This is a genomic window from Sphingobium sp. EP60837 (assembly GCF_001658005.1).
Taxonomy (GTDB): Bacteria; Pseudomonadota; Alphaproteobacteria; order Sphingomonadales; family Sphingomonadaceae; genus Sphingobium; species Sphingobium tyrosinilyticum.
In genome coordinates this window covers 2,366,728-2,387,303 of the sequence record NZ_CP015986.1, presented here as the reverse complement: position 1 = coordinate 2,387,303, position 20,576 = coordinate 2,366,728, and the positions used below count along the sequence as shown (strand labels likewise).

Annotated in this window: 19 protein-coding genes and 1 tRNA gene; 6 read left to right on the top strand and 14 right to left on the bottom strand. The window is 61.2% G+C overall.

All coding sequences use genetic code 11. From position 1 onward, the window contains the following. Positions 1-158: 158 nt before the first annotated feature. On the bottom strand, positions 159-1,517 hold the full coding sequence (locus EP837_RS11630) for a 3-methyl-2-oxobutanoate dehydrogenase (2-methylpropanoyl-transferring) subunit alpha (protein WP_082919623.1): 1,359 nt from the start codon (positions 1,515-1,517) through the stop codon (positions 159-161). A gap of 105 nt (positions 1,518-1,622) precedes the next feature. After that, the gene (gene thyA / locus EP837_RS11625; RefSeq protein ID WP_225870545.1) at positions 1,623-2,582 is read right to left on the bottom strand and encodes a thymidylate synthase; all 960 of its coding nucleotides are present in this window, start codon (positions 2,580-2,582) and stop codon (positions 1,623-1,625) included. A 167-nt stretch (positions 2,583-2,749) separates the two neighbouring features. Here thyA and EP837_RS11620 point away from each other — a divergent pair, with 167 nt between their 5' ends. After that, positions 2,750-3,049 (top strand): JAB domain-containing protein, encoded by a 300-nt coding sequence (locus tag EP837_RS11620; protein ID WP_066527714.1) that lies wholly within the window; start codon positions 2,750-2,752, stop codon positions 3,047-3,049. A gap of 100 nt (positions 3,050-3,149) precedes the next feature. Continuing rightward, positions 3,150-3,226 (top strand) — tRNA-Pro (locus EP837_RS11615). Positions 3,227-3,407: 181 nt separating this feature from the next. Here EP837_RS11615 and purB read toward each other — a convergent pair. Continuing rightward, positions 3,408-4,724 carry an adenylosuccinate lyase gene (gene purB, locus EP837_RS11610; RefSeq protein ID WP_066527711.1) on the bottom strand — a complete coding sequence of 439 codons (1,317 nt, stop codon included), beginning with the start codon at positions 4,722-4,724 and terminating at the stop codon, positions 3,408-3,410. Positions 4,725-4,891: 167 nt separating this feature from the next. On the opposite strand from purB, the gene EP837_RS11605 reads away from it, so the two are divergent. Next, entirely contained in the window at positions 4,892-5,377 is a 486-nt protein-coding gene (locus EP837_RS11605; protein ID WP_380807097.1) for an EF-hand domain-containing protein, read from the top strand. An 87-nt stretch (positions 5,378-5,464) separates the two neighbouring features. On the opposite strand, the gene EP837_RS11600 is transcribed toward EP837_RS11605, so the two are convergent. From EP837_RS11600 to ku, 3 genes are read right to left on the bottom strand one after another with little or no spacing between them, the layout of a single operon-like run. Continuing rightward, positions 5,465-5,650 (bottom strand): hypothetical protein, encoded by a 186-nt coding sequence (locus tag EP837_RS11600; RefSeq protein ID WP_066527706.1) that lies wholly within the window; start codon positions 5,648-5,650, stop codon positions 5,465-5,467. Positions 5,651-5,708: 58 nt separating this feature from the next. Continuing rightward, positions 5,709-8,201 (bottom strand): DNA ligase D, encoded by a 2,493-nt coding sequence (ligD, locus tag EP837_RS11595; protein WP_066527704.1) that lies wholly within the window; start codon positions 8,199-8,201, stop codon positions 5,709-5,711. Positions 8,202-8,204: 3 nt separating this feature from the next. Further along, a complete protein-coding gene (ku, locus tag EP837_RS11590) occupies positions 8,205-9,083 on the bottom strand; it encodes a non-homologous end joining protein Ku (RefSeq protein WP_066527700.1) in 879 nt (292 codons plus the stop codon). A 137-nt stretch (positions 9,084-9,220) separates the two neighbouring features. Here ku and EP837_RS11585 point away from each other — a divergent pair, with 137 nt between their 5' ends. Together EP837_RS11585 and pyrF are read left to right on the top strand one after the other, a co-directional pair. Further along, complete coding sequence (locus tag EP837_RS11585; protein ID WP_066527698.1) at positions 9,221-9,556, top strand: DUF1049 domain-containing protein; 336 nt, start codon at positions 9,221-9,223, stop codon at positions 9,554-9,556. Beyond that, positions 9,553-10,227 (top strand): orotidine-5'-phosphate decarboxylase, encoded by a 675-nt coding sequence (pyrF, locus tag EP837_RS11580; RefSeq protein WP_066527696.1) that lies wholly within the window; start codon positions 9,553-9,555, stop codon positions 10,225-10,227. Before EP837_RS11585 ends, pyrF begins: the two co-directional genes overlap by 4 nt. Positions 10,228-10,273: 46 nt before the next feature. Here the strand turns inward: pyrF and EP837_RS11575 are convergent, their stop codons facing one another. The 5 genes from EP837_RS11575 to EP837_RS11555 all read right to left on the bottom strand — a co-directional run bounded on the left by EP837_RS11575 (position 10,274) and on the right by EP837_RS11555 (position 18,123). Continuing rightward, positions 10,274-10,927 (bottom strand): outer membrane protein, encoded by a 654-nt coding sequence (locus tag EP837_RS11575; protein WP_066527694.1) that lies wholly within the window; start codon positions 10,925-10,927, stop codon positions 10,274-10,276. Between the two features lie 114 nt (positions 10,928-11,041). Next, the gene (locus EP837_RS11570; RefSeq protein WP_066527687.1) at positions 11,042-15,220 is read right to left on the bottom strand and encodes a translocation/assembly module TamB domain-containing protein; all 4,179 of its coding nucleotides are present in this window, start codon (positions 15,218-15,220) and stop codon (positions 11,042-11,044) included. Next, positions 15,220-17,229: an autotransporter assembly complex protein TamA gene (locus EP837_RS11565; RefSeq protein ID WP_443019111.1), complete on the bottom strand. Its 2,010-nt coding sequence runs from the start codon at positions 17,227-17,229 to the stop codon at positions 15,220-15,222. The genes EP837_RS11570 and EP837_RS11565 overlap by 1 nt, the downstream gene beginning before the upstream one ends. A 115-nt stretch (positions 17,230-17,344) precedes the next feature. Then, a complete protein-coding gene (locus EP837_RS11560; protein WP_066527675.1) occupies positions 17,345-17,824 on the bottom strand; it encodes a DUF1465 family protein in 480 nt (159 codons plus the stop codon). Positions 17,825-17,943: 119 nt separating this feature from the next. Then, on the bottom strand, positions 17,944-18,123 hold the full coding sequence (locus tag EP837_RS11555; RefSeq protein ID WP_066529305.1) for a YdcH family protein: 180 nt from the start codon (positions 18,121-18,123) through the stop codon (positions 17,944-17,946). Positions 18,124-18,312: 189 nt separating this feature from the next. Between EP837_RS11555 and EP837_RS11550 the strand changes: the two genes are divergently transcribed. After that, complete coding sequence (locus tag EP837_RS11550) at positions 18,313-18,468, top strand: YdcH family protein (protein ID WP_066527673.1); 156 nt, start codon at positions 18,313-18,315, stop codon at positions 18,466-18,468. Between the two features lie 133 nt (positions 18,469-18,601). Here EP837_RS11550 and EP837_RS11545 read toward each other — a convergent pair whose 3' ends face one another. From EP837_RS11545 to EP837_RS11535, 3 genes are all read right to left on the bottom strand, one after another. After that, positions 18,602-18,961, bottom strand: a complete 360-nt coding sequence (locus EP837_RS11545) for a PilZ domain-containing protein (RefSeq protein ID WP_066529301.1) — start codon at positions 18,959-18,961, stop codon at positions 18,602-18,604. Positions 18,962-19,024: 63 nt separating this feature from the next. Next, a complete protein-coding gene (gene dksA / locus EP837_RS11540) occupies positions 19,025-19,489 on the bottom strand; it encodes an RNA polymerase-binding protein DksA (RefSeq protein WP_066529300.1) in 465 nt (154 codons plus the stop codon). Positions 19,490-20,052: 563 nt separating this feature from the next. Then, positions 20,053-20,538 (bottom strand): hypothetical protein, encoded by a 486-nt coding sequence (locus EP837_RS11535; RefSeq protein WP_225870544.1) that lies wholly within the window; start codon positions 20,536-20,538, stop codon positions 20,053-20,055. Positions 20,539-20,576: the final 38 nt, after the last annotated feature.

The window sequence follows — 20,576 nt, the reverse complement described above, 5'->3', positions numbered from 1 at the left end:
CAGCCCGCTGGCTAGCGCAGCTGGGAGAGCGGGAACCAGCCCCCGCCTCTGAATGTCCGTCATGCCAACGTAAGCTGGCATCTCTCTGCCTCCAAGCGATGGTTCGCAGATCGACAAGAGGTCCCAGCTTCCGCCGGGATGACGGAGCCTAAAACCCCTCACAACCCTGCCGCCTTCGCCTCATCCAGCATCTGCTGCTGCTGTTCCCGCAAATGCCAGGGCATCTCCTCGAACACATCCTCGAACATGCTCTCCATCGGATGATGGAGCCCATGGCCCAAAATCCCGTTCTTCTCCGCCTCCCGCGCCGCGTCGCGCACCTGCTCGGCCAGCTCCTTGTCCATCGCCGCCTGCCGTTCCTCGTCCCAGATGCCCAGCGCAATGCAATGCTGCTTCAACCGCGCGATCGGGTCGCCCAGCGGCCAGTGACTCCCTTCATCCGCCGACCGGTAGGCGCTGGGATCATCCGATGTGCTGTGCCCCTCGGCGCGATAGGTGAAATGCTCGATCAGCGTCGGCCCGCCATTCGCCCGCGCCCGATCCGCCGCCCAGCGTGTCGCCGCATAGACCGCCAGCGCATCATTCCCGTCGATGCGCAGCCCCGCGATGCCATAACCGATCGCCCGCGCCGCGAAGGTCGTCGCCTCGGCTCCCGCAAAACCTGAAAAGCTGCTTATAGCCCATTGATTATTGACCACATTCAATATCACCGGCGCGCGATAGACACTGGCGAAGGTGCAGGCCGAATGAAAATCGCCCTCGGCCGTCGAACCTTCCCCGCACCAAGTCGCCGCGATCCGCGTGTCCCCTCGCGCCGCGCTCGCCATCGCCCAGCCGACCGCCTGCGGATATTGCGTCGCCAGATTGCCGGAGATCGAAAAGAAGCTCGCCTCCCGCGCCGAATACATGATCGGCAACTGACGGCCTTTCAGCCGGTCGCCCTTGTTCGAATAAATCTGGTTCATCATGTCGATCAGCGGCCAACCGCGCGCGATCAGCACCCCTTGCTGGCGATAGCTCGGAAAGCACATGTCATCGCTCGCCAGCGCCGCCGCCGCTGCGATCGACACAGCTTCCTCGCCTGTCGATTTCATGTAGAAGCTGGTCTTGCCCTGCCGCTGCGCCCGGAACATGCGCGCATCGAAAGCGCGCGTCAGCGCCATCGCCCGGAGCATCCGGATCAGCGTCTTTGCGGGCAGTTTCGGGTCCCAGGGGCCAACCGCTTGCCCCTCGTCATCCAGCACGCGGACCAGTCCATAGGCCATGTCCCGCATGGTGCCCGGGTCGGCCGCTTCATCGGGCCGCGGCGCCGTACCTGCCGCCGGTATCTCCAGGTCACTGAAATCGGCGGCGTCACCAGGCCGGTAGCGCGGCTCCGGCACATGCAACTGCAGGGGCGGCAGGTTGCGCCCCTGGCCGGCCAGCTCGCGCTCGGACGCGTCCAAATGACCGCGTCCGGCCTGCGGCACGCGCTCCTCTCCGGCCTTCCCAGCGCCCGAACCGCTCCGGTCGCCCATCCCGCCTCCTCTTCGCCATTGCAATATTATTGCTTAATGCAATTATTATATTACAACGCCCCCAAAAGGCAAGAGTTCCGTTTTCTCGCTATTTCCTTCGCTAATTCAAACCGCGACGGGCGCAGCAATGTGACTTTGCGGCGTATAATCGACCACTTCGAAATCCTCGATCCGATAATCGAAAATGCTCTCCGGCCGCCTTTTTATCCGTAGTTTCGGCGCTCCCCCCGGCGTCCTGCTGATCTGCTCCTCCACCAGTTCGGCGTGGTTCAGATACAGATGCACATCCCCGCCCTGCCAAACGATTTCCCCCGGCTCCAGATCGCACTGCTGCGCCAGCATCCGGGTAATCAACGACAGCCCGAAGATATTGAAGGCAAAACCCAGCCCCAGGTCGCAACTGCGCTGGAACAGCAAACCATTCAGCCTCCCGTCGGCCACCTGGAACTGATAGGTCATATGACAAGGCGGCAACGCCATCTGCGCCACCTCAGCTACATTCCATCCCGTAAAAAGCAACCGCCGCGATCCCGGATTATTCCTGATCCCCTCGACCAGTTCCGCGATCTGATTGTGCCCCTTCTCGGCGCGCCGGTAGAGCCCGTCCCCCACCGCCTCATAGCGCGGCCAGTTCACCCACTGCGCGCCATAGACCGGCCCCAAATCGCCCCAGCGTTCCGCAAAGGCCGCATCCTCGATAATCCGCGCCTCAAACGCGTCGCGGCTGATCTCTTCCCCCGTCGCTTTGCGATAGGTCTCCAGCGGCCAATCGGTCCAGATGTGCACTCCCTGCCGCACCAGCTCGCGAATGTTGGTGTCCCCGGTCAGGAACCACAGCATCTCCCGCGCCGCCACCTTCCAGTAAACCCGCTTGGTGGTCAGCAGCGGCACCGCTTCACCAGCAAGCGAAAAGCGCATGCTCGCTCCCAACAGCGATCGCGTACCCACACCCGTACGATCGATCCGCTCGTCCCCCTGCGTCCACACGCGGCGCATCAGGTCAAGATATTGCTGCTCATAATGCGCTTCGGCAGGAACTTCCGCCGGAATTGTCGTGCTGGTCAAAGAGGCTCTTCCCTGATGCGATTCCGCTCGCGCGGCCTCCGGCATCTAACCGAGCGAAGGTCCTCAAGCCAAATCTTGCTTTCGCTTCGGATCAATTTAGCTGCCTTCCCGTCCATTGTGGAGGAGTCGCCAGTGGCGCTTCCCAAGGCCAACGGCATCTTGGACCCATGCCACTTTTGGACAGCACGCAATTTCTGCTCCTTAACGATGAATGGACCCCCATCCATCGCGTCAGTGCCGATGATGACTGGCGCGAAGTCGTCCATGAACTACTGCAGCATGACAGCCAGTGGCTCGTCATAGAACAGCAGCGCTTCGACGATCAGTCGCCGGCCCCCCGCTGGGCCGATATTCGCTTCTCCCGCGCCATTTCCCGCCGCCTACGTCCAATAGAAGTCAAGCTTGCAGACCATGTGATCCAAGGCCGCGGCCATCACTTCAGCTTCCGCGCGGCCGGCCTACTTTGACCATGAGAAAAAAAGCGTCTCCAGCCGCTTGCCAGCCCCAAAAGCCCCCTCTATAGACCCCGCCTGCCCAGCGGCGCTGCAGAGCAATGCCGCTATCGGTCGGGGAGTAGCTCAGCCTGGTAGAGCACTGTCTTCGGGAGGCAGGGGCCGGAGGTTCGAATCCTCTCTCCCCGACCAATTTATCTTATCTCATATAGCCGGTCAGGCATCACACGGGCGGCCGTCAACGGCGCACACAGCATGCGAACCTACGCGCCTCCTGTTCAAGTGGCACTTAGCAACCGCTATCCATCACCACGCACAAAAAAGGGCGCGTTTCCGCGCCCTCCTCCGATCACTGTTGTACCTTGACCGACTTTCAGACTTCCCCGAAAACCCGGCGGAATATCGTGTCCACCTGGCGGAAATGATAACCCAGGTCGAACTTCTCCTCGATCTGCTCGGCCGGAAGCGCGGCGGCAACCTCGGGGTCGGCTTTCAACAGTTCCAGAAGCGACAATTGCCCGTCCGATTCCCAGACTTTCATCGCGTTGCGTTGGACATAACGGTAGCTGTCCTCACGGCTCACGCCAGCCTGGGTCAGCGCGAGCAGGACCCGCTGCGAGTGAACCAGCCCACCCATCTTGTCGAGATTCTTCATCATCCGCTCAGGATAGACGAGCAGCTTGTCGATCACGCCGGTCAGGCGGCCCAACGCGAAGTCAAGGGTAATGGTCGCGTCAGGCCCGATGTAGCGCTCCACCGACGAATGGCTGATATCCCGTTCGTGCCAGAGCGCGACATTCTCCATCGCCGGCAACGCATAGCTGCGCACCATGCGGGCGAGGCCAGTCAGATTCTCGGTCAGCACCGGATTGCGCTTATGCGGCATGGCCGAGCTGCCCTTCTGGCCGGGCGAGAAATATTCCTCGGCCTCCAGCACCTCGGTCCGCTGCAAGTGGCGAACCTCGACCGCGAGCCGCTCGATCGAGCTCGCGATGACGCCCAAGGTTGCAAAGAACATGGCGTGACGATCACGCGGGATGACTTGGGTCGAAACGGGCTCGATCGCCAGGCCCAGCTTTGCCGCGACATGTTCCTCGACGCGCGGATCGATGTTGGCGAAAGTACCGACGGCACCGGAAATGGCGCAGGTCGCCACCTCCTCCCGCGCTGCGACCAGGCGGGCACGGCAGCGGCTGAACTCGGCATAGGCTTCAGCCATCTTCAGCCCGAAGGTAACTGGCTCTGCATGAATGCCGTGGCTGCGGCCGATCGTCGGCGTCAGCTTATGTTCGAATGCCCGGCGCTTGATGACGTCGAGCAGCTTGTCCAGGTCATCGATCAATATGTCGGCTGCGCGGGAAAGCTGCACGGCGAGGCAGGTATCGAGCACGTCGGACGACGTCATCCCCTGGTGCATGAAGCGCGCTTCATCACCGACCTGCTCGGCGACCCAGGTCAGGAAGGCGATCACATCATGTTTCGTAACCGCTTCGATCGCATCGATGGCGGGGACATCGATGGCCGGTTTGGTCGCCCACCAATCCCACAGCGCCTTGGCCGCTGATTTGGGAACCACGCCCAACTCGCCTAGCGCCTCGGTGGCATGCGCCTCGATCTCGAACCAGATGCGGAAGCGGGCTTCCGGCTCCCAGAGGGCGGTCATTTGGGGGCGGGCGTAACGGGGGACCATCGGGCGAATCCTGATTGCTGATAAAGGGTCGCGCGCCGCCTAGCAGGCCCGCCATTGAAGGGCAAATGAGGGCTTCGTCAGGCCTCTCCCCTCAATTTCGATAGCCCTTAATCTCGATTATCGCAGCATTCAAAGGCGAGATGAGCCACTTCACAAGGTGAACGGAGATGCCTGAACATTGGTTCAGGAAACCCACCTTTGTCTTATGTATTCTCCTGGACAAGCGATCGGTCGGCACATCGCCGCTACGATCACACCTGAGGGAGTTGGTAATGTTTCGGACCCTGTTACTATCGACTGCATTATTGAGCGCGGTCCCTGCTATTGCCCGAGAAGCGGCAAACCCTGCTCCTGGCAGCCCGCAGACGGGAGCAGCGACGCCAGCCCAATCGCCTGCGGACTCCGTAGCTTCGATCGTGGATAGCGAATTCCCAGCCTATGACGCGAATAATGACGATCAGTTGGATAAAGCGGAATTTTCTCGCTGGATGATTGCGCTGAAGGACCAGGAGATGAAGAGCAGCGGCCAGAAACTGGCGGCAACCGATGTCACCACTTGGGCCGACGGCGCGTTCAATACAGCGGATACCGATAAGAATACGGCGATTAGCAAGCCCGAACTTATCAGCTATCTCAGCGGCGGAACCGCCTGATCCAATAAACGTCAGCCGTCAGGCAGCCTGATGGTCGCAACATGGGGCGGCATGGAGCGAAGGCCATGCCGCCTCCTTTTTACAAGGTCAGCGGCGTTTCTTGTTGGCGTAAAGTAGTGCCGCGACAATGGCGGCCGAACCGATGCCGACAGCCGTCCCCATCCATACGCTTCTCCCCGCAGTCTTACGCGCGGCCGATGCCAGATCGGATGTGGGGTTGGTGTCTGGAGCTTCGGCGCTTCCCGAGAGCGCATCTTTCTCAATTTTGGTCATGATGACTCGAACTTATGCACAAAGGCGGCGCGAGAGGAAAGACCGAGAAGTCACACGATCAATAGTCCGGCAGCGTCTGGCGCGCCTCGCCCCATCCCCGCAATTGCCGCGACCCCGCCCGCTCGACCAACTGATCCACATCGGCAATGGTGTAAGATCCGGCGCGCTCGATATCGTCCAATTCATCCCAGGTGACGGGCGCCGCCACGGGCGCATTTTCCCTAGCACGGACGACATAGGGCAGCACGGCAGTGGCTCCACGCTGGTTGCGCAGCCAGTCAATGAAGATGCGCCCCTTGCGCTTCGCCTTGCTCATGGTGGCAGTAAATCGATCAGGCTCAGCGGCCGCGAGCGCCCTGGCAAAACGATCGGCGAAATCCTTGACGGCAGGCCATTCCGCCTCGGGCGTCAACGGCACGACGACATGCACGCCTTTTCCGCCTGACAACATCGGGAAGCTGATCAGCCCGATATCCTCTAGGGTGCGACGAATATCGCGCGCCGCCTTTTTCACATCTTCAAAGTCCAGACCTTCGTCCGGGTCCAAGTCGAAGATCAGGCGGTCGGGCTTCTCCACATCCTCCACCCGCGAACCCCAGCCATGGAACTCGATCGTTCCCATCTGCACGCAGGCCACCAGCCCGTCTATGTCATCGACATAGAGATAATCCTGCTCGTCCCCGTCCTTCTCGCGGATCGGGACGTGCTTCACATGATCGCCAAAGCTGCCGCTGTCATGCTTTTGGAAGAAGCATTTCTTAGCTCGGCCCTGCGGACAGCGGACCAGGCTGATCGGACGATGGGCGATCCACGGCAGCATGATTGCGCCAGCAGCTTCATAATAATCAGCCAACTGGCCTTTGGTGACCTTTGCTTCCGGGAAAATGAGCCGGTCACGGTTGGACACATGGACATCGCTCTCACTTGGGGGTGTTGTCATTACTTGCTCCCTGGTGACCTCGCCCGCCTGCTTGTCTTCACGCAGGCCAAGGAAGCTGCCGTGGCGCACGACATTGTCGCTGGTAAATTCGACGAAGGCTATTTCCGCCACTACGTCCGGACGAACCCATTGCGCGCCGCGCGCCTCGGCCCGGGGCACTGTAAGGGCGGGCGATTTGCGGGTTCGAGCTTTCAACTGGCGGAGCAAACCGTCGCTGTTGCGCGCGTTGAAGCCGGTCCCGACCTTCCCAGCATAGACGAGGCCATTCTCGCCGTTCTGGGCAAGCAGAATGTTGCGAAGCGACCGCCCGCTTGCGGAGCTTGGCGTCCATCCGACGATGACGAACTCCTGGCGGCGGGTACATTTGACCTTCAGCCAGTTCTTCGTCCGCGCGCCGCGATAGGGAGCGTCCGCGCGTTTGCAGATGATGCCTTCCTGGCCGGCATCGCACATGGTGCGGAACAGTTTCTCCCCAGCGCCGACGATATGGTCCGAAAAATGCACATGGGCGCTCCCCTGCCCGAGCAAGGCTGCAAGCTTTTCCTTGCGCGCGATGTTGGGAAGCCATGTCAGGTCCTCCCCATCCAGGGACAGAAGGTCAAAGGCAAAAAGGTGGAGCGCGCCCTTTGCCTCACCCTTCAAGACCTGCTGCAATGTGGAAAAATCAGGGTTTCCGTCAGGTCCCAGCGCGACGATCTCCCCATCGATCAAGGTCGAGGGCAAACCCATGCCCGCCACTTCTTTCGCGAGCGAAGCGAACCGCTCGGTCCAATCGAGGCCGGTCCGCGTGAACACCTGTACGCGATCTCCCGCCACGCTCAACAGAGTGCGATAGCCGTCATACTTTATCTCGTGCAGCCATTGGCTGCCGGTCGGCACCGCGTCGACGAGTGTGGCGAGCTGCGGCGCCTGGAATGGCGGCGGCTTGCCGGTCCGCCGCTTGGGCTTGGCACGCGCGGGCGCAGCCTGTTCAGCCTCCGCCATGGCGGCATCGAACGCCTTGCCTCTCTTGCCCTTCAGCGAAATGGCGGGTGCGTTGGCGGCGATCTCACCCATCGTTCGGCCAGTCTTGATGCTGGTCAGTTCTCGCCCGACCAAATCTTCGGCCGGCCCGGCATGGGCGTCGTCGATCTTCCGAAGCAGCCAGTTCTCCCGCTTCCCTTCGCCGGGGCGGGGTTTCAGCCGGATGAGGAGCCATTCGCCCTTCATCCGCTGCCCGTGAAGAATGAAATGCAGATGTCCTTCCGGCAGGTCCTTGGCGCTCTTACCCGGAACAGGCTCCCATGTTCCCTCATCCCAAAGCATCACGGTGCCCCCGCCATATTCTCCCTTCGGGATCGTCCCTTCGAAACTGGCGTATGACAGCGGATGATCTTCGGTCCGCACCGCCAGCCGCTTGTCGGCAGGATCCAGGCTCGGCCCGCGCGTCACTGCCCAGCTCTTGAGTACGCCATCCAGTTCGAGCCGGAAGTCATAATGCAGCCGCGAGGCATCATGCTTCTGGACTATGAAGCTGTTCCCGCTGGTATGGCCCTGTTTGCCCGCCGGCTCCTTGGTCCGGGTGAAATCGCGTTTGCGATTATATTCCTTCAGAGGATCGGCTTCGGCCATGGCTCAGGCCCGTTTGCGCGCGGGAGCCTTGCTACTGGCGCTTCGCGAGGCCGCAGGCTTTTTGGCTGGCCTCTTGGCGGGCGCACTCTTGCCGCCTGTATCGACCGACTTTTTCAGCGCCGCCATAAGATCGATGACATTGCCGCTGCGCTTGGCCGGCGCCTCTTCCTCATCCTCTATGATCCGGCGGCCCTTGGCCTTTTTCTTCTTCTCAATGAGCCTTTCCAGCGCATCGACATAGCGGTCGTGGAACGTGTCAGGCTTGAATGGCGCAGTCTTCTTCTCGATGAGCGCCTCGGCCAAATCGAGCAGTTCCGGATCAGGCTTTACATCGTCAATCTCACGGAAATAGGACTGAGCGCGATTGACCTCATCGGCGTAGCGCAGCGTTTCCAAGACCATGCCGCGGCCGCACGGCTTCAGAGAAACGATATATTCGCGGCCCCGCATGGCGAGCTGACCCAAACCAACCTTCTTAGCGCGCCGCAGCGCTTCGCGCAGCACGACGAATGCTTCCTCCGCTAGATCGTCGGCGGGGACAACATAATAAGGCCGCTCATAATAAAGGACATCGATCTCGTCCGCATCGACGAACTGCGTCAGTTCGAGCGTCTTCTTGCTCTCAAGCTTAACCGCCTCAATCTCTTCAGGCTGCAGCAAAACATAGTCGCCCTTGCTAACCTCGAAGCCTTTTACGATGTCCTCCGGCTTTACAGGACCGATGCCCGGCACGGTCTTTTCATAGCGCACACGCTTGCCGGTCGGCTGATGGATTTGATGAAAGGCGATCTGCGCGCCCGATTTGGTGGCAGCGTAGATTTCGACGGGGATCGATACCAGCGCCAGCCTGATTTGCCCCTGCCAATATGCGCGCGCCGCCATCTTCCACGACCTCCTTGCAAGCAGGAAATGCGTGGGGGCCGCCAAGGGTTCCGCTCAGGAAAAGAACGACGAGACGCTTCCGAACTGCGCCGAAATGGCCTAAGCTAACCGAAATCAGCAGCTAGAGGACATGCCGAATGCAATTCCTACGGACTGCCTTCTGGGTTGTCTTGGCCGTCGCGGTCGCCCTGTTCTGCAAGGCGAACAACCGGCCCACCGAAATCAAAATCTGGGGTGATATCGTCTGGGGCACGCGTATCTGGTTTCCGATCCTGATCGCGTTCCTGGTAGGCGCCGTTCCTTTCTGGATCATGGCGCGCACCACGCGTTGGCGGATGAAGCGCAAGCTGGAAAGCACAGAGCGCGCGCTCATCGCGGCCACCGCATCTGCCGCTCCGCTGCCAGCGTCCATCTCCACCGCCGACGACAACTCCACTCCTCCTCCTTCTCTCTCCGCAACAGGAACAGCATGAGCAGCCCCATCTATGTCGCTATCGATACGCCCGACCTCACCAAAGCCCAGGATTTGGCCCGGCGAGTTCGGGGACATGTCGGTGGGCTGAAGCTGGGGCTCGAATTCTTCTGCGCGCATGGCCATCATGGTGTGCGCGAGATGATGAAGTTTGACCTGCCCATCTTCCTCGACCTCAAGCTCCACGACATTCCCAACACCGTGGCGAAGGCTATACAGGCGCTCAATGGGTTGGAGCCTGCGATCCTGACCGTCCATGCTGCAGGGGGCCGGGCGATGCTGGAAGATGCAAAGGCTGCGGCAGGCATCAATACCAAGGTCGTCGCGGTTACCGTTCTTACCAGCCTGGACAATAGCGACCTGGTCGATATCGGCGTCGGCAGCAAGGCGGAGGATCAAGTGACCCGGCTCGCCGACCTGGCGCACGGCGCAGGGCTGGACGGCATCGTCTGTTCGGGAGAAGAGGTGGCCTTGGCAAAGCGGGCTTGGGCGGACGGCTTTTTCGTCGTGCCGGGGGTCAGACCAGCGGGCGGGACAATGGCGGATCAAAAGCGGGCGGTGACACCACGCGAAGCTCTTGATCGCGGTGCTTCAATCCTCGTCGTCGGGCGGCCGATCAGCCTGGCGGAAAACCCCGATCTCGCGGCGCGGGAAATCGAAGCCACATTATAAGCTGAGGGAAGATTAGAGGACCGGCGGAACCGGCCCTCCGATCCGGTCAGAAACGCCAGCCCACGCTGGCCACGACCTGATGACGGTCAGTATCGATGTCGAACTCGGTGCTCGTCGCGCCGTTCGGGAAATCGATCTGTGCGCTGTCATATTTGGAATAGCGATATTCCAGCTTACCAAACATATTCTGATTGAAGGCGCGTTCCACACCACCGCCAACGCGCCAGCCATCCAACTTGAATGACGTATCAGTGCTTTGGTTGGTATCGCCAGCCAGAACATTCAACTTGCTGTTGGTATAACCGCCTTTCACATAAACGAGCGTGTTTGGATTGGCGAGGATACCGGCACGCGCGCCGATGTAGAGATCGCGGCCCTGGCTCACGCGGCCGAAGCCAAACTGGTCAGTGAAAGGATTTCGGCTGCTCTTGGCAGTGGAGTCTGTGAACTCACCTTCGACACCAACGACCGCGCTACCAAGATTGAAGTCATAGCCAGCCCCGACGCCGTAGAGCAGGCCATCAATCGACTGGTCGTCGTCGCCATTGTCGTTATCGACGCTGCTACCGGCCCCAGTATGATCATAGCCGAGGATCGCTTCGACGCGAGGACCAGTGAAGGTAGGGCCAACATCTTGCGCTAAGGCGGGAGAGGCGACGGCCGATCCGGCCAATAGGGTTGCGACCATTATCTTTCGCATAGGGTACTCCATTCGTCACTTACCTCCTTGAGGAGGAAGTGGAGGAAGTCCCCTAGCCGGTGATGGTTGCATGAACCTTAGATAAACAACTGAAAATGTGGCATCTCGGCAACTTCAATAGTCCTTGGATATGCGCACGTTCGCGCTTTCCCGGCCTAAAGTAGAAATGGCCGCCAACAAGGATAGCCAGCGCGTAACCTGATATTCTATGCGGGTCGCAGAATAGCCTTGGCCATCGGTGATCAGTTCCACATAGGTCTTGCGCGTCAGATATTTCCCCGCTGCAATCGAAGTACCTTGCCCCTGCGTCGGATCGGCTGCGATGATCCGCAAGCGGTCCAGCCCTGCCGCCTTGCGCACGGCATTGATGGGATCAAGCCCCCCGCCCCCTTGCAATGATCCAACTGCTGACGCGAGTTGCAGCGCCTCGGGCGCCGACAGATTCGTGATCGATGTCCCGAACAAGATGCGGGAGAGCAGTTCGTCCTGCGGCAGCGCAGGCACGCTGGTGAAGCTGATGTCGGGCTTCAAGCCTGTGCCCCCGACATGAATAACCGCGGTGAGATCGTTGACGTTGGCCTCTGCGTCGATGTCGAGCATCGGGTTTACCGGTGTGCGGCCGTCGAACTGGATCTTGCCTTCGCGCAGATCGAAGCGGCGGCCAGCAAAGGTGTAGCCCCCCCGGACCAACTCAGCGGTGCCCGAGATGGCTGGGCTGGTCACAGTACCGCCAATGTCCAAATTAGCACGCCATTCGCTATCGAGGCCGAGGCCGGTAACAATCAAACGATTACGAGCGCGCGCCTTGATCGCAAGAGCCCAAGGCTTGGTCACGCGGAGGCGCTCAATCTCTTCTCCGTTACGATTGATTTCGGTGACTCGCAGTTCCGGGATTTGAGCTATCGCGGCGGCGCGGCCCAAAGTGAAACGGCTCCTATTGAGCAGAAGGTCGCCTCCGATAGTGCCCCCGCTTCCGTCGGACCTCAGAGTGATTGGCCCCGTAACGGTCGCGGCGATGTCATCCCGCTGCAACAGGGCGGCATTTTCGGCCTGCAACCGCAAGTCCATCCCAACGCCACCAATGCCAGCGAAAGTGAAACTGCCCGTCCCCATGACCGTTCCGCCATTCTGGGCATTGGCGGAAAAACTCGACATGACCAATTGCGCACCGGAAAATCGCCCTCGCGCCTTTACATTGTGCAATCGCATGCCTGTCACGGCGCTGCTGATGGCTGCATTATCCGTTGCGAGCGAACCAGCAATCACCGGATTACCCAGCGTCCCCCGCGCATCCGCCGACACGCTCACGGGCCCCGCAATATCGACGATCTCGACGCCGGTCAGGCGCCACAACGTATCCGCAGTACCCCGGTAGCGTAGCTGTCCAAATAACGGAGCCCGGTTCAGCCGCTCGATCAGCCCTCCCTCGCTCCCAAGCGGCATCAGCAGCACCTGAGCCCGGCCGATTGTCTGGCCTTCCGCGGCGAAGAGCATCCGCGCCGCTAGCCTGTCGCGGGTAAGAACCGCATTGACCCCTGCATCCACAGGGCGGGAACTGAGCGACAGGCCCGAACGGGACAGACCTCGCACCCGCAATTCCGCCTTGCCGGTGGGCATCGCGCCACGTGTGTGCACGTAGCTGAGCGAGCCCGTGGCCGTACCGCCGAGCCCCAGATTGTCATAAGCGATGTCCAGCAGCGAAAGCGGCAGCTTCTGCATGCGCCCTTCGATGCTGGTCGTCATACCGCTCAACTCGCCGCCGAGCTGCAGCGAACCGCCAGCATAGCTAATTGTCGTGGGCGACAGCCGCCAGCCGTCGGCGCTGCGGGTGAAGACTGCCCTGCGCGTCAGGCGGATCGGGCGTTTGTCGATCATGCCACGCGCAGCGACCCATATCCGGTCCGGCTCCACATCGGCTTCGCCTTGCAGGTCGAACAGGCGTCCTCGCTGGCCTGAAAGGCTGGCCTTGACCGTGCCGCGCCCTCCAATCAGGTCCGCATTAGCAGCCAGTCGGCCCACCAGCACGCCGCCGACACGGAGGCCCCGAGCCTGGACAGTGGCTTTGATGGATGTGCCCGCAGGATCAAGCAGAAGCGTCGCGTCGAGCTTACCTCGACGGACGGCAATCACTGTAGGCCCGTTGAAGCTGGCGTCAGCGGCGTCGAGCTTGAGGACCAACTGCTGAACGGCGTTAACTGGAGCGAAGACAATGCTGCCGTTCAGCGGTCCTGCTACGTTCAGCTGCCCTTCAAGGCCGCCGGTGACCGGCCGCAAGTCCCCGCTCGCCGTCACGCCGGAAGCAGCAAGCTGCGCCACCCGCACAACCGCCTGCCCACCACGCGGCAACAGGATCGCGCCATTTCCCGTGAAAGCGCCCAGCGTCGATCCGCCCTGCGCCGTGAAGCCATATCCAGCCTGGTCGGGGACGAGATGTACCCGCATATCGGTGACCCCCAAGGCGTCCAGCGGCCGTTGGAGCAAAAGGTCAATGGACGGCCGCTCGATCTTGCCATCCAGCGTCAAGCGCAAGGGTCCGTATCGCTTATGCGTACCTGCGCCTTCAAAATGGAAGGTCCGGTCGCGCCGCCGATAGCCGGTCGCGTTCAGACTGAGCAGCGGCGTTTCCAAGCGCAAGCTGGTCAAGTTGAGCTGCCCATCAGCGCCCAGCGACAGGCCGCTTCTGACAACCGGAAGGCCGCCGCCAAGGCTGCGCAAAAAACTGTTGTCCAACCGGCGCATCCGAGCGATCGCATTGCCGCTGAGGCTGAAAGTCCCCTTCGCTCCCGGCACCGCGCGTAGCTTGGAGGTCAGATCGACGACGCCAAGGCCGCGAATGGCAAGGCCCCGTATCTGGCCATCCAGACCAAAATCATAACGTCCGGTCTTAAGGTCAGCCAGCATCAGTAGCTTGCCGCTAAGCTTATCCGACCGGATCGTCATTGGATTGCTCAGGACCTGCTGTCCCTTCAGTTCTAGCACGCCGTCGAGAACGAAATTGCGGATGATGCCTTCTATAAGTTCGCCCTGCCCATCCAGGCGGCGTGCGCGCAAGTGAAGCGGGATCAGCAGCGGGCCTTTCCTGGCCTTGTGCCCCTTCCCCTCGGCGCGCACATCGCTGATTACCGTTCGATTGAAGGCCAACTGCTTGGCGCTCAACAGATATTCATACCCATATGCCGTGAAGGGGCCGTCAAGCCGCACCTTCGCCACCACGTTCCGCCCCCGCATCGATTTCAGCAAGGCTTGAGGCCGGGCCAGCTTCACATCAACCAGCAAATTGTCGAACGCGCTGTTGCGCAGATCGAGGGCCCCGTTCGCGTCGAGATCGATGGCCGCCGAACGCAGCGCCAATTTACCGTCCAGCACCCTGTCCTTCAGAGAGCCCCGAGCCTGTATTGCAAGGCGCGGTACCGACAGACGCTGAAGCAGTCCCTGACCGGCTATGGCCGACGCCTCTATGGAGCCCATTGCGGAATAAACGCCGCTGCGTGCCGCCAGCGCCATGTCGATCGCCGGCGCGCCGTCGAGCGTACCGGCGAGACGGCCGTTCCATCGGGTCCAGCTGCCCTTACCCCGGATGCGAAGATTGCCGTCCTGCCGCAACCCGGCCACGGCCGCAAGCACACCCCCCGCCGGTGCGTTCAGCGTGACATCGACGTCAAAGCGGTCATCGTCGGGCCGGCTGTCGAGAGCAATGTTGATCGCATCCTCCCCGTCCAGCGCCCGCGCGGAAAGGTCGATGACCGCCCGCCCGCCGCGAATATCGACGTCGCCCGAAATTGTTGCGGTTTGCGCCCGCCCACTGACGCTCTTGTCGATCAGGAGGCGGTCGATAGAAAATTGCATCAGGCGGATGTCGAAGCCCGGCAGGATCGGCCCTTCCTGCTGGGCCGGATTGAGCCTGGGCAGTTTGTGCAGCCTCGCAAGCGGGATCGTCAGCCGATCGATATCGAGCCGGTTGGACAGCCATGCCAGCGGCCACCAATCCAGTTCCACCCGCGGCGCATCCAGAAAGGCGCCTCTGGGATCGGACAGCGTGACGCCATGAAGTACCGCCCGTCGGTAGATACTGCCTTCTATGCGATCAACATGGATGCGTAAGCCGGAGGGCGGGCTGATCCGGGCGATGCGTGACGCCAGGAAACGGTGGCCGGCCGAGGTATCGAGCCAAGTAAGCGCCGCCGCCATGATGAGCAGCAGCAGCGCAAGAAGCCCGGTTATCCAGCGCTGCCATCGGCCGTCCCAGGTGCGGTGACGCCGCTTCAGCGCTTGGTGGGGCTGATCCTCGGGCATCAGAAAGCCTGTCCCAGCGATACATAGACGGCGATGCGCGGATCGCCCTTTTGCGGGTTTAACGGAGTGCCGACGTCTATCCGGATTGGGCCGAAACTGCTGTAATAGCGCAGGCCCATGCCAGCTCCGATGCGCAGATCCCGGAAGCGGGGCAGGAAACTGGTGGAAATATTACCGGCATCGATGAAAGGCACGACCCCGAAATTGCCGAAGCGGACGCGCGATTCCAGTGAGAATTCGGCAAGACTCTTGCCACCGATCGGATCATTATTGGCGTCACGCGGTCCGATCGCTTGGTAGCCATAACCCCTGACCGACGCACCGCCACCGGCATAGAAGCGACGAGACGGGGCGATCTGATCGACCGTAGAACCCAATATCGTCCCGAACCGGGCCCGGGCCGCCAGGACGATGCTATCGCTCATAGGCTGGTAGATGCTGCCGTCCAGCTGCACGCGAGAATAGCCGAACGTCTTGTTCTGGAAGGAGAGTTCAGGGCTGAACCGCCCTCCCAACCGGAATCCGCGCGTAGGGTTCAAAAGATCGTCGCTGCCATCATAGGTCAGACTGAGTGGCACCGCACCGATCAGGAAGGTCCGTCGATTGCCACCGCTGAACGCGTCCTTTTCATCCGAGGCGATCAGTTCAGCGCCTATCCGCCAGACCCACTTCTTCTGGAACAGGATATTGGTCTGCCGCTCCAGCGCGCCGGACAAAGTGATCGTGCGGGCGTCATAGGCATCGCGTTTGATGTTGCTGATCGAAACAAGCCCGGTCAGCACATGGTCGCGCTCCCGGAAATTGTTGCGCCGGTAGGTGGCGGACGCTGTCTGCTCTTGCGTGCCCAGCACCCCGCGCAGAAGAAGCGAGCCTTCTGGAGGAAACAGGTTACGATGTTGCCAACTCACCGCAGCGCGATAGCCTTCGCCTGTTCCATATCCCAGTTCCCCGGCAATGGTGCGAAGCGGCGCGGGACGCACGTCCACCGCCAGATCGACATGCTCCCCATCCCCGGCATCCTTGGGGGTCAACGTAACGGATGAAACGAGCCCTGTCGCGACGATCGCGCTGCGCAGGTCTTCGACGTCCGACGCCATATAGGGATCGCCTCGGTTGAAGCGGGCGATGCGCTCGACATGCTTGGCGCTGAACAGCTTATCATCATTGAGGATGATCGATCCAAAAGTGCGGTAAGCACCAGGCGTCACGACGATGTCGAGATCGCCCTTACGTTCCTCATGGTCGATGCGGACCTCTGGTTCGCCCAACTTGGCGAAGGGGAAACCATTTTCGGCGAGGGCTAGCGAGAGCGACGCCTGCCCCGCCAATATGGCGTCGGCGTCGATCGGATCGCCGCTATGGACAGGAAAGGCTTCACGCAAGTTGGGCTCGCGTTCGCCTGCGGCCGATATGCCCTGCAGATCGACGGAGGAAAGCAGATAACGCACGCCCGGCACGATCTCGAAGCCTACGCTCAACCTGTCACCGCCCGGCGGCGGCGGTGAGATGGCGCTGCGGATGCGCGCGGCATAATAGCCCTTGGCGCGCAGCAGCCTTTCAAGCAGTTCGCTGTCTTCCATAATGCGCCGATTGATCTGCGCGAGATTGGCAGGCTTCCCCTCGCCTTCCCAAAGGATCGACAACTCCTTGAAGCGAGTTTCGAACTGCGCATCGGCAATTTGATCCACGCCGGTCAGCCGAATCGAATATCGCCTCTCTTCGCCAGAGTCCGCAAACTCCGCGGCCACGGCGGCATCGTCCGCATTGGCGTCCACAGCGGCTTCTTCTTCCGGCTGCTCGTTACCGCCGACGATATCCGCCGGATTAGACGGAAGCGGCGCGACGGTGTCCGGCGTACCCATGTCCGGCCAGTCCACGCCCAGGTCCGGCATGGGGTCGAGCGGCAGGTCCTGATCAACAGGGTTTACTGGTGATTCTACGATCTGCGCATATGCGGGGTGAGCCGCCAAGAGCAGAGGCAGGGCAAGAAGCCGGGTGGCTTGCGACATGGCTGATGCGCGGCGCCAAGTCCGCAAGCCCGTGTTCATATCAACGGTCTAGCCCAAATCGGAAAGAAAGCGCCAGCCCGTAAGACCATGCTTGCGGCACATCTGGCCCGGCATCTCAGAAAGCGGTGTTCAGGCGGTCCATCAGTGCGCGAGCGGGACTGCTTTCAGGCTGGCTCCGCGGGCGGGCCATCCGATCCATGCGATCCTGCAGGCGGGCAACCCGGTCATACAGGTCCTGACTGGCTTCGATCAGCGCGCGCGCGGCGAAGGGAAAGGCGGCCGCAATTTCCAGATCGGTATGCGTCGCGCGGCCGAGCCGGTATTTTTCGTCAGCCAAATCCGCATCGGCTATCTCGCCCCGCTGCCATGCTCGCTGGCTCAGCAGCCAAGCGATGATGTGCATGAGCCGCGTCGTGACCTTAAGCGATTCGCAGGCGAAAGAGACGCGGCGAAGAGGATCTTCCAACTCCGGCTCATTCGCATCCCGCATGTCGAAATAAGCGCGTGCCTCGTCAGCCATCACCATGGCTTCGAGATACAGGCCATCGACCAATCGTCGATGCAGGCCACGGTCAAGGGTGACGGCGCGAGACATAAGTCGAATCACTGACATAAAAGTGCAGGCTTGTCAGTCCCGCCAGGCGCGGTTCTGGGGCGATTGTCTCATTCAGGGCCGTCCAAGCCTGCGGTTAACCATCAATCTGTGGCGAGCCATCAAGCGATGATGTCGGGAACCAGCGCATCCTCGAGCAGGGCAATCTCATCACGCAGCCGCAGTTTGCGCTTCTTGAGCCGTGCTACCTGCATCTGATCGCGGGCTCCGCCATCGATCAGCGCCGCAATGGCGTCGTCGAGATCGCGATGCTCGACTCGCAGCAGTTCCAGCCGTCGCATGATGTCTTCCCGGCTCACCCACTACCCACTTTCTCAGCCATGTTGCGGACTGCCCCCTGATAACCCGGCAGGCCAGATCGGACCATCGCAAATTTGCGAGCGGCCCGTCGCAAAGGCCGAATCGCGCGAAGACAAAGCGGGGGAATCGTGATCTACTCATTCGTCCATCACCCTCACTAGGAGAATGTCATGGAAAACAGCCACATTTCAGCTCTTTCGGCCAAGCATGCAGGGCTTGAGGCGCGAATTAAGGCAGAGACGAGTCGGCCTATGCCTGACGCGATCCTGGTCGCCTCGCTCAAGAAGCAAAAACTGCGCGTGAAAGAGGAAATGTCGCGGAATTAATCCGGCATTGAGAGGAAGGCGTGGCGCCGCCGGATGAGCGGGCCCGCCCTCCCCTCCAAAAGTAGAGGCGAACTGGCGGAAATGCCGGGTCGTCTTTTTTTAATGAAGGAAATAGCGGGAAAAACGCGATTCTTCAGCGGCTGATCTGGTGCAGGCGCAAATAGGAAGGAGCACGTTCGCAGGTGCTCGATATGGGTTTGCGGGCGAGTTGGGGATCGATTTCCTGGTCGAAGGCGATGCCGATCTTGTCCTCGCGGGACCAGACCACCTTGCCGCTGACCCTGCCGACACCGCGCAGGTCGAAGACGATGGCGGCGCCAGCTGGCACTGGGCGCTCGCAGTCGGCCATGAGGCCGGTCGCCGACAGGTTACGGACGCGGGCGCGGCCGAGCGGCGTGCCTTCATGTGACGTCAAATTGGTGAGCAGGAACAGGCTGTCCCGCGGACCCGACCGAGCCGGGCCCCGTTCCGCCATTCCCTGATCGCTGTCCATGTCCAATCCCTTGCAAAGACCCATTGTTTTGGGGGACCTTGCCAGCGACCGGTGGACAAAGCGTTAATCGTCGCGCGAGACCTTTTCCTGCCGCTCGTGCCGCTCCTGCGCTTCGACCGTCATGGTGGCGATGGGGCGCGCTTCCAGGCGGCCGAGCGAGATGGGCTCGCCGGTCACTTCGCAATAGCCATATTCGCCTTCATCGATGCGGCGGAGCGCGGCGTCGATCTTGGAAATGAGCTTGCGCTGGCGATCGCGGGTGCGCAGTTCGATCGACCAGTCGGTCTCGCTCGACGCGCGGTCGTTGAGGTCGGGTTCGCGGAGCGGTTCATTCTGCAGCACGGCCAACGTGCCTTCCGCCTCTGTCAGGATTTGCTTCTTCCAGTCCCAGAGCCGCTGGCGGAAATATTCAAGCTGGAGCGGGTTCATGAACTCTTCGTCGGGCGAAGGACGATAGTCCGGAGGAAGTATTATAGCCGATTTCGGCGGATTATGGCCGTCTTTATCGGAATTAAGGACCGATGCCATCTGGCTCTCCGACTCGAGAGGCGCCAGCATGGAAAGTGCCGGTCGCCCGTGACTTATGATTGACGGCGCCTAATAACGAGCGGCGCGGACCGACACAAGCGCGCATTCAAAGAGCGGCCATTCTGCTGCACGAAGCGAGCGATGCCAAAGGCGCGCCTCCGGCCGAGTCTTCTCATGCGCAGCGCCGCTCTCTTTCAAGACAAAATAAAGTCAGCACGACTAAGCATGGGCGTTTCATAATGAGACGTTAACCATAAAAGTTGGCCTTTTGTTATATACCTCGTCCACTTATTGCCCACATTCAGGGTTAACAGCATTGAAGTTAACCTGTTCTTTTGCGTTGTTATACGAAGGCAATAGCTTCCTGGTCATTAATGGCCAGACCAGAAGCTTGAAGACGAACAAGAGTGGATCCCTATGTCGGTACGGATGGCATTGGCCAAATTATGCGCCTGCACCTGCGGTGGTGCGATCATCGGCGGCGGTGCCGTGCATGTCGCGGAAAGCGCCCGCCCGGCGGTGGTCCACAGCACCAAGAGCGTGAAGGCCGCGCCGCGCAAGCGCTATGCCGTCCGCACCGTGAAGCGGAAGGTCGTGAAGACCGTATCCTGCGCCCCGCAAACCGTCACCGTGACGACGCGGGGCGCGCCGGTTCCCCTGCCTGCGCCGATGGTGGCGGCTGAAATGCCGGTCATGTCGGGCGGCGGCGGCGCGCCGGTGGTGATGGCAGGCGGCGGCGGTTTCGGCGGTGGCGGCTTCGTCGGGGGCTTTTTCGGCGGCAGCGGCGGGGGCAGCAGCGGCGGGTCGGTGGTGATCTCCTCCACCAGCAGTTCGACGGGCGGCATCAGCAGTTCGACCAGTTCGACGACGGGCGGGGTATCGACATCGACGGGTGGCGTTTCGACTTCGACGGGTGGCGTTTCCACATCAACCGGCGGCGTGTCCACATCGACGGGCGGGGTTTCAACCTCGACAGGTGGGGTGTCCACGTCGAGCGGGAATGTATCGACGTCGAGCGGCAATGTTTCCACATCCAGCGGCAACGTCACCAGCAGCTCGTCTTCATCCAGCTCGAGTTCCAGCTCGT

What these genes read in the sequence shown, in the direction of transcription:
- dksA (WP_066529300.1), bottom strand. Translation starts at nt 19,489, where the DNA reads ATGGCATCGGTCCTTAATTCCGATAAAGACGGCCATAATCCGCCGAAA.
- ligD (WP_066527704.1), bottom strand. Translation starts at nt 8,201, where the DNA reads ATGGCCGAAGCCGATCCTCTGAAGGAATATAATCGCAAACGCGATTTC.
- EP837_RS11605 (WP_380807097.1), top strand. Translation starts at nt 4,892, where the DNA reads ATGCCTGAACATTGGTTCAGGAAACCCACCTTTGTCTTATGTATTCTC.
- EP837_RS11550 (WP_066527673.1), top strand. Translation starts at nt 18,313, where the DNA reads ATGGAAAACAGCCACATTTCAGCTCTTTCGGCCAAGCATGCAGGGCTT.
- EP837_RS11565 (WP_443019111.1), bottom strand. Translation starts at nt 17,229, where the DNA reads ATGTCGCAAGCCACCCGGCTTCTTGCCCTGCCTCTGCTCTTGGCGGCT.
- EP837_RS11545 (WP_066529301.1), bottom strand. Translation starts at nt 18,961, where the DNA reads ATGGACAGCGATCAGGGAATGGCGGAACGGGGCCCGGCTCGGTCGGGT.
- EP837_RS11620 (WP_066527714.1), top strand. Translation starts at nt 2,750, where the DNA reads ATGCCACTTTTGGACAGCACGCAATTTCTGCTCCTTAACGATGAATGG.
- EP837_RS11585 (WP_066527698.1), top strand. Translation starts at nt 9,221, where the DNA reads ATGCAATTCCTACGGACTGCCTTCTGGGTTGTCTTGGCCGTCGCGGTC.
- EP837_RS11555 (WP_066529305.1), bottom strand. Translation starts at nt 18,123, where the DNA reads ATGCGACGGCTGGAACTGCTGCGAGTCGAGCATCGCGATCTCGACGAC.
- EP837_RS11570 (WP_066527687.1), bottom strand. Translation starts at nt 15,220, where the DNA reads ATGCCCGAGGATCAGCCCCACCAAGCGCTGAAGCGGCGTCACCGCACC.
- pyrF (WP_066527696.1), top strand. Translation starts at nt 9,553, where the DNA reads ATGAGCAGCCCCATCTATGTCGCTATCGATACGCCCGACCTCACCAAA.
- ku (WP_066527700.1), bottom strand. Translation starts at nt 9,083, where the DNA reads ATGGCGGCGCGCGCATATTGGCAGGGGCAAATCAGGCTGGCGCTGGTA.
- EP837_RS11600 (WP_066527706.1), bottom strand. Translation starts at nt 5,650, where the DNA reads ATGACCAAAATTGAGAAAGATGCGCTCTCGGGAAGCGCCGAAGCTCCA.
- EP837_RS11575 (WP_066527694.1), bottom strand. Translation starts at nt 10,927, where the DNA reads ATGCGAAAGATAATGGTCGCAACCCTATTGGCCGGATCGGCCGTCGCC.
- purB (WP_066527711.1), bottom strand. Translation starts at nt 4,724, where the DNA reads ATGGTCCCCCGTTACGCCCGCCCCCAAATGACCGCCCTCTGGGAGCCG.
- EP837_RS11560 (WP_066527675.1), bottom strand. Translation starts at nt 17,824, where the DNA reads ATGTCTCGCGCCGTCACCCTTGACCGTGGCCTGCATCGACGATTGGTC.
- EP837_RS11630 (WP_082919623.1), bottom strand. Translation starts at nt 1,517, where the DNA reads ATGGGCGACCGGAGCGGTTCGGGCGCTGGGAAGGCCGGAGAGGAGCGC.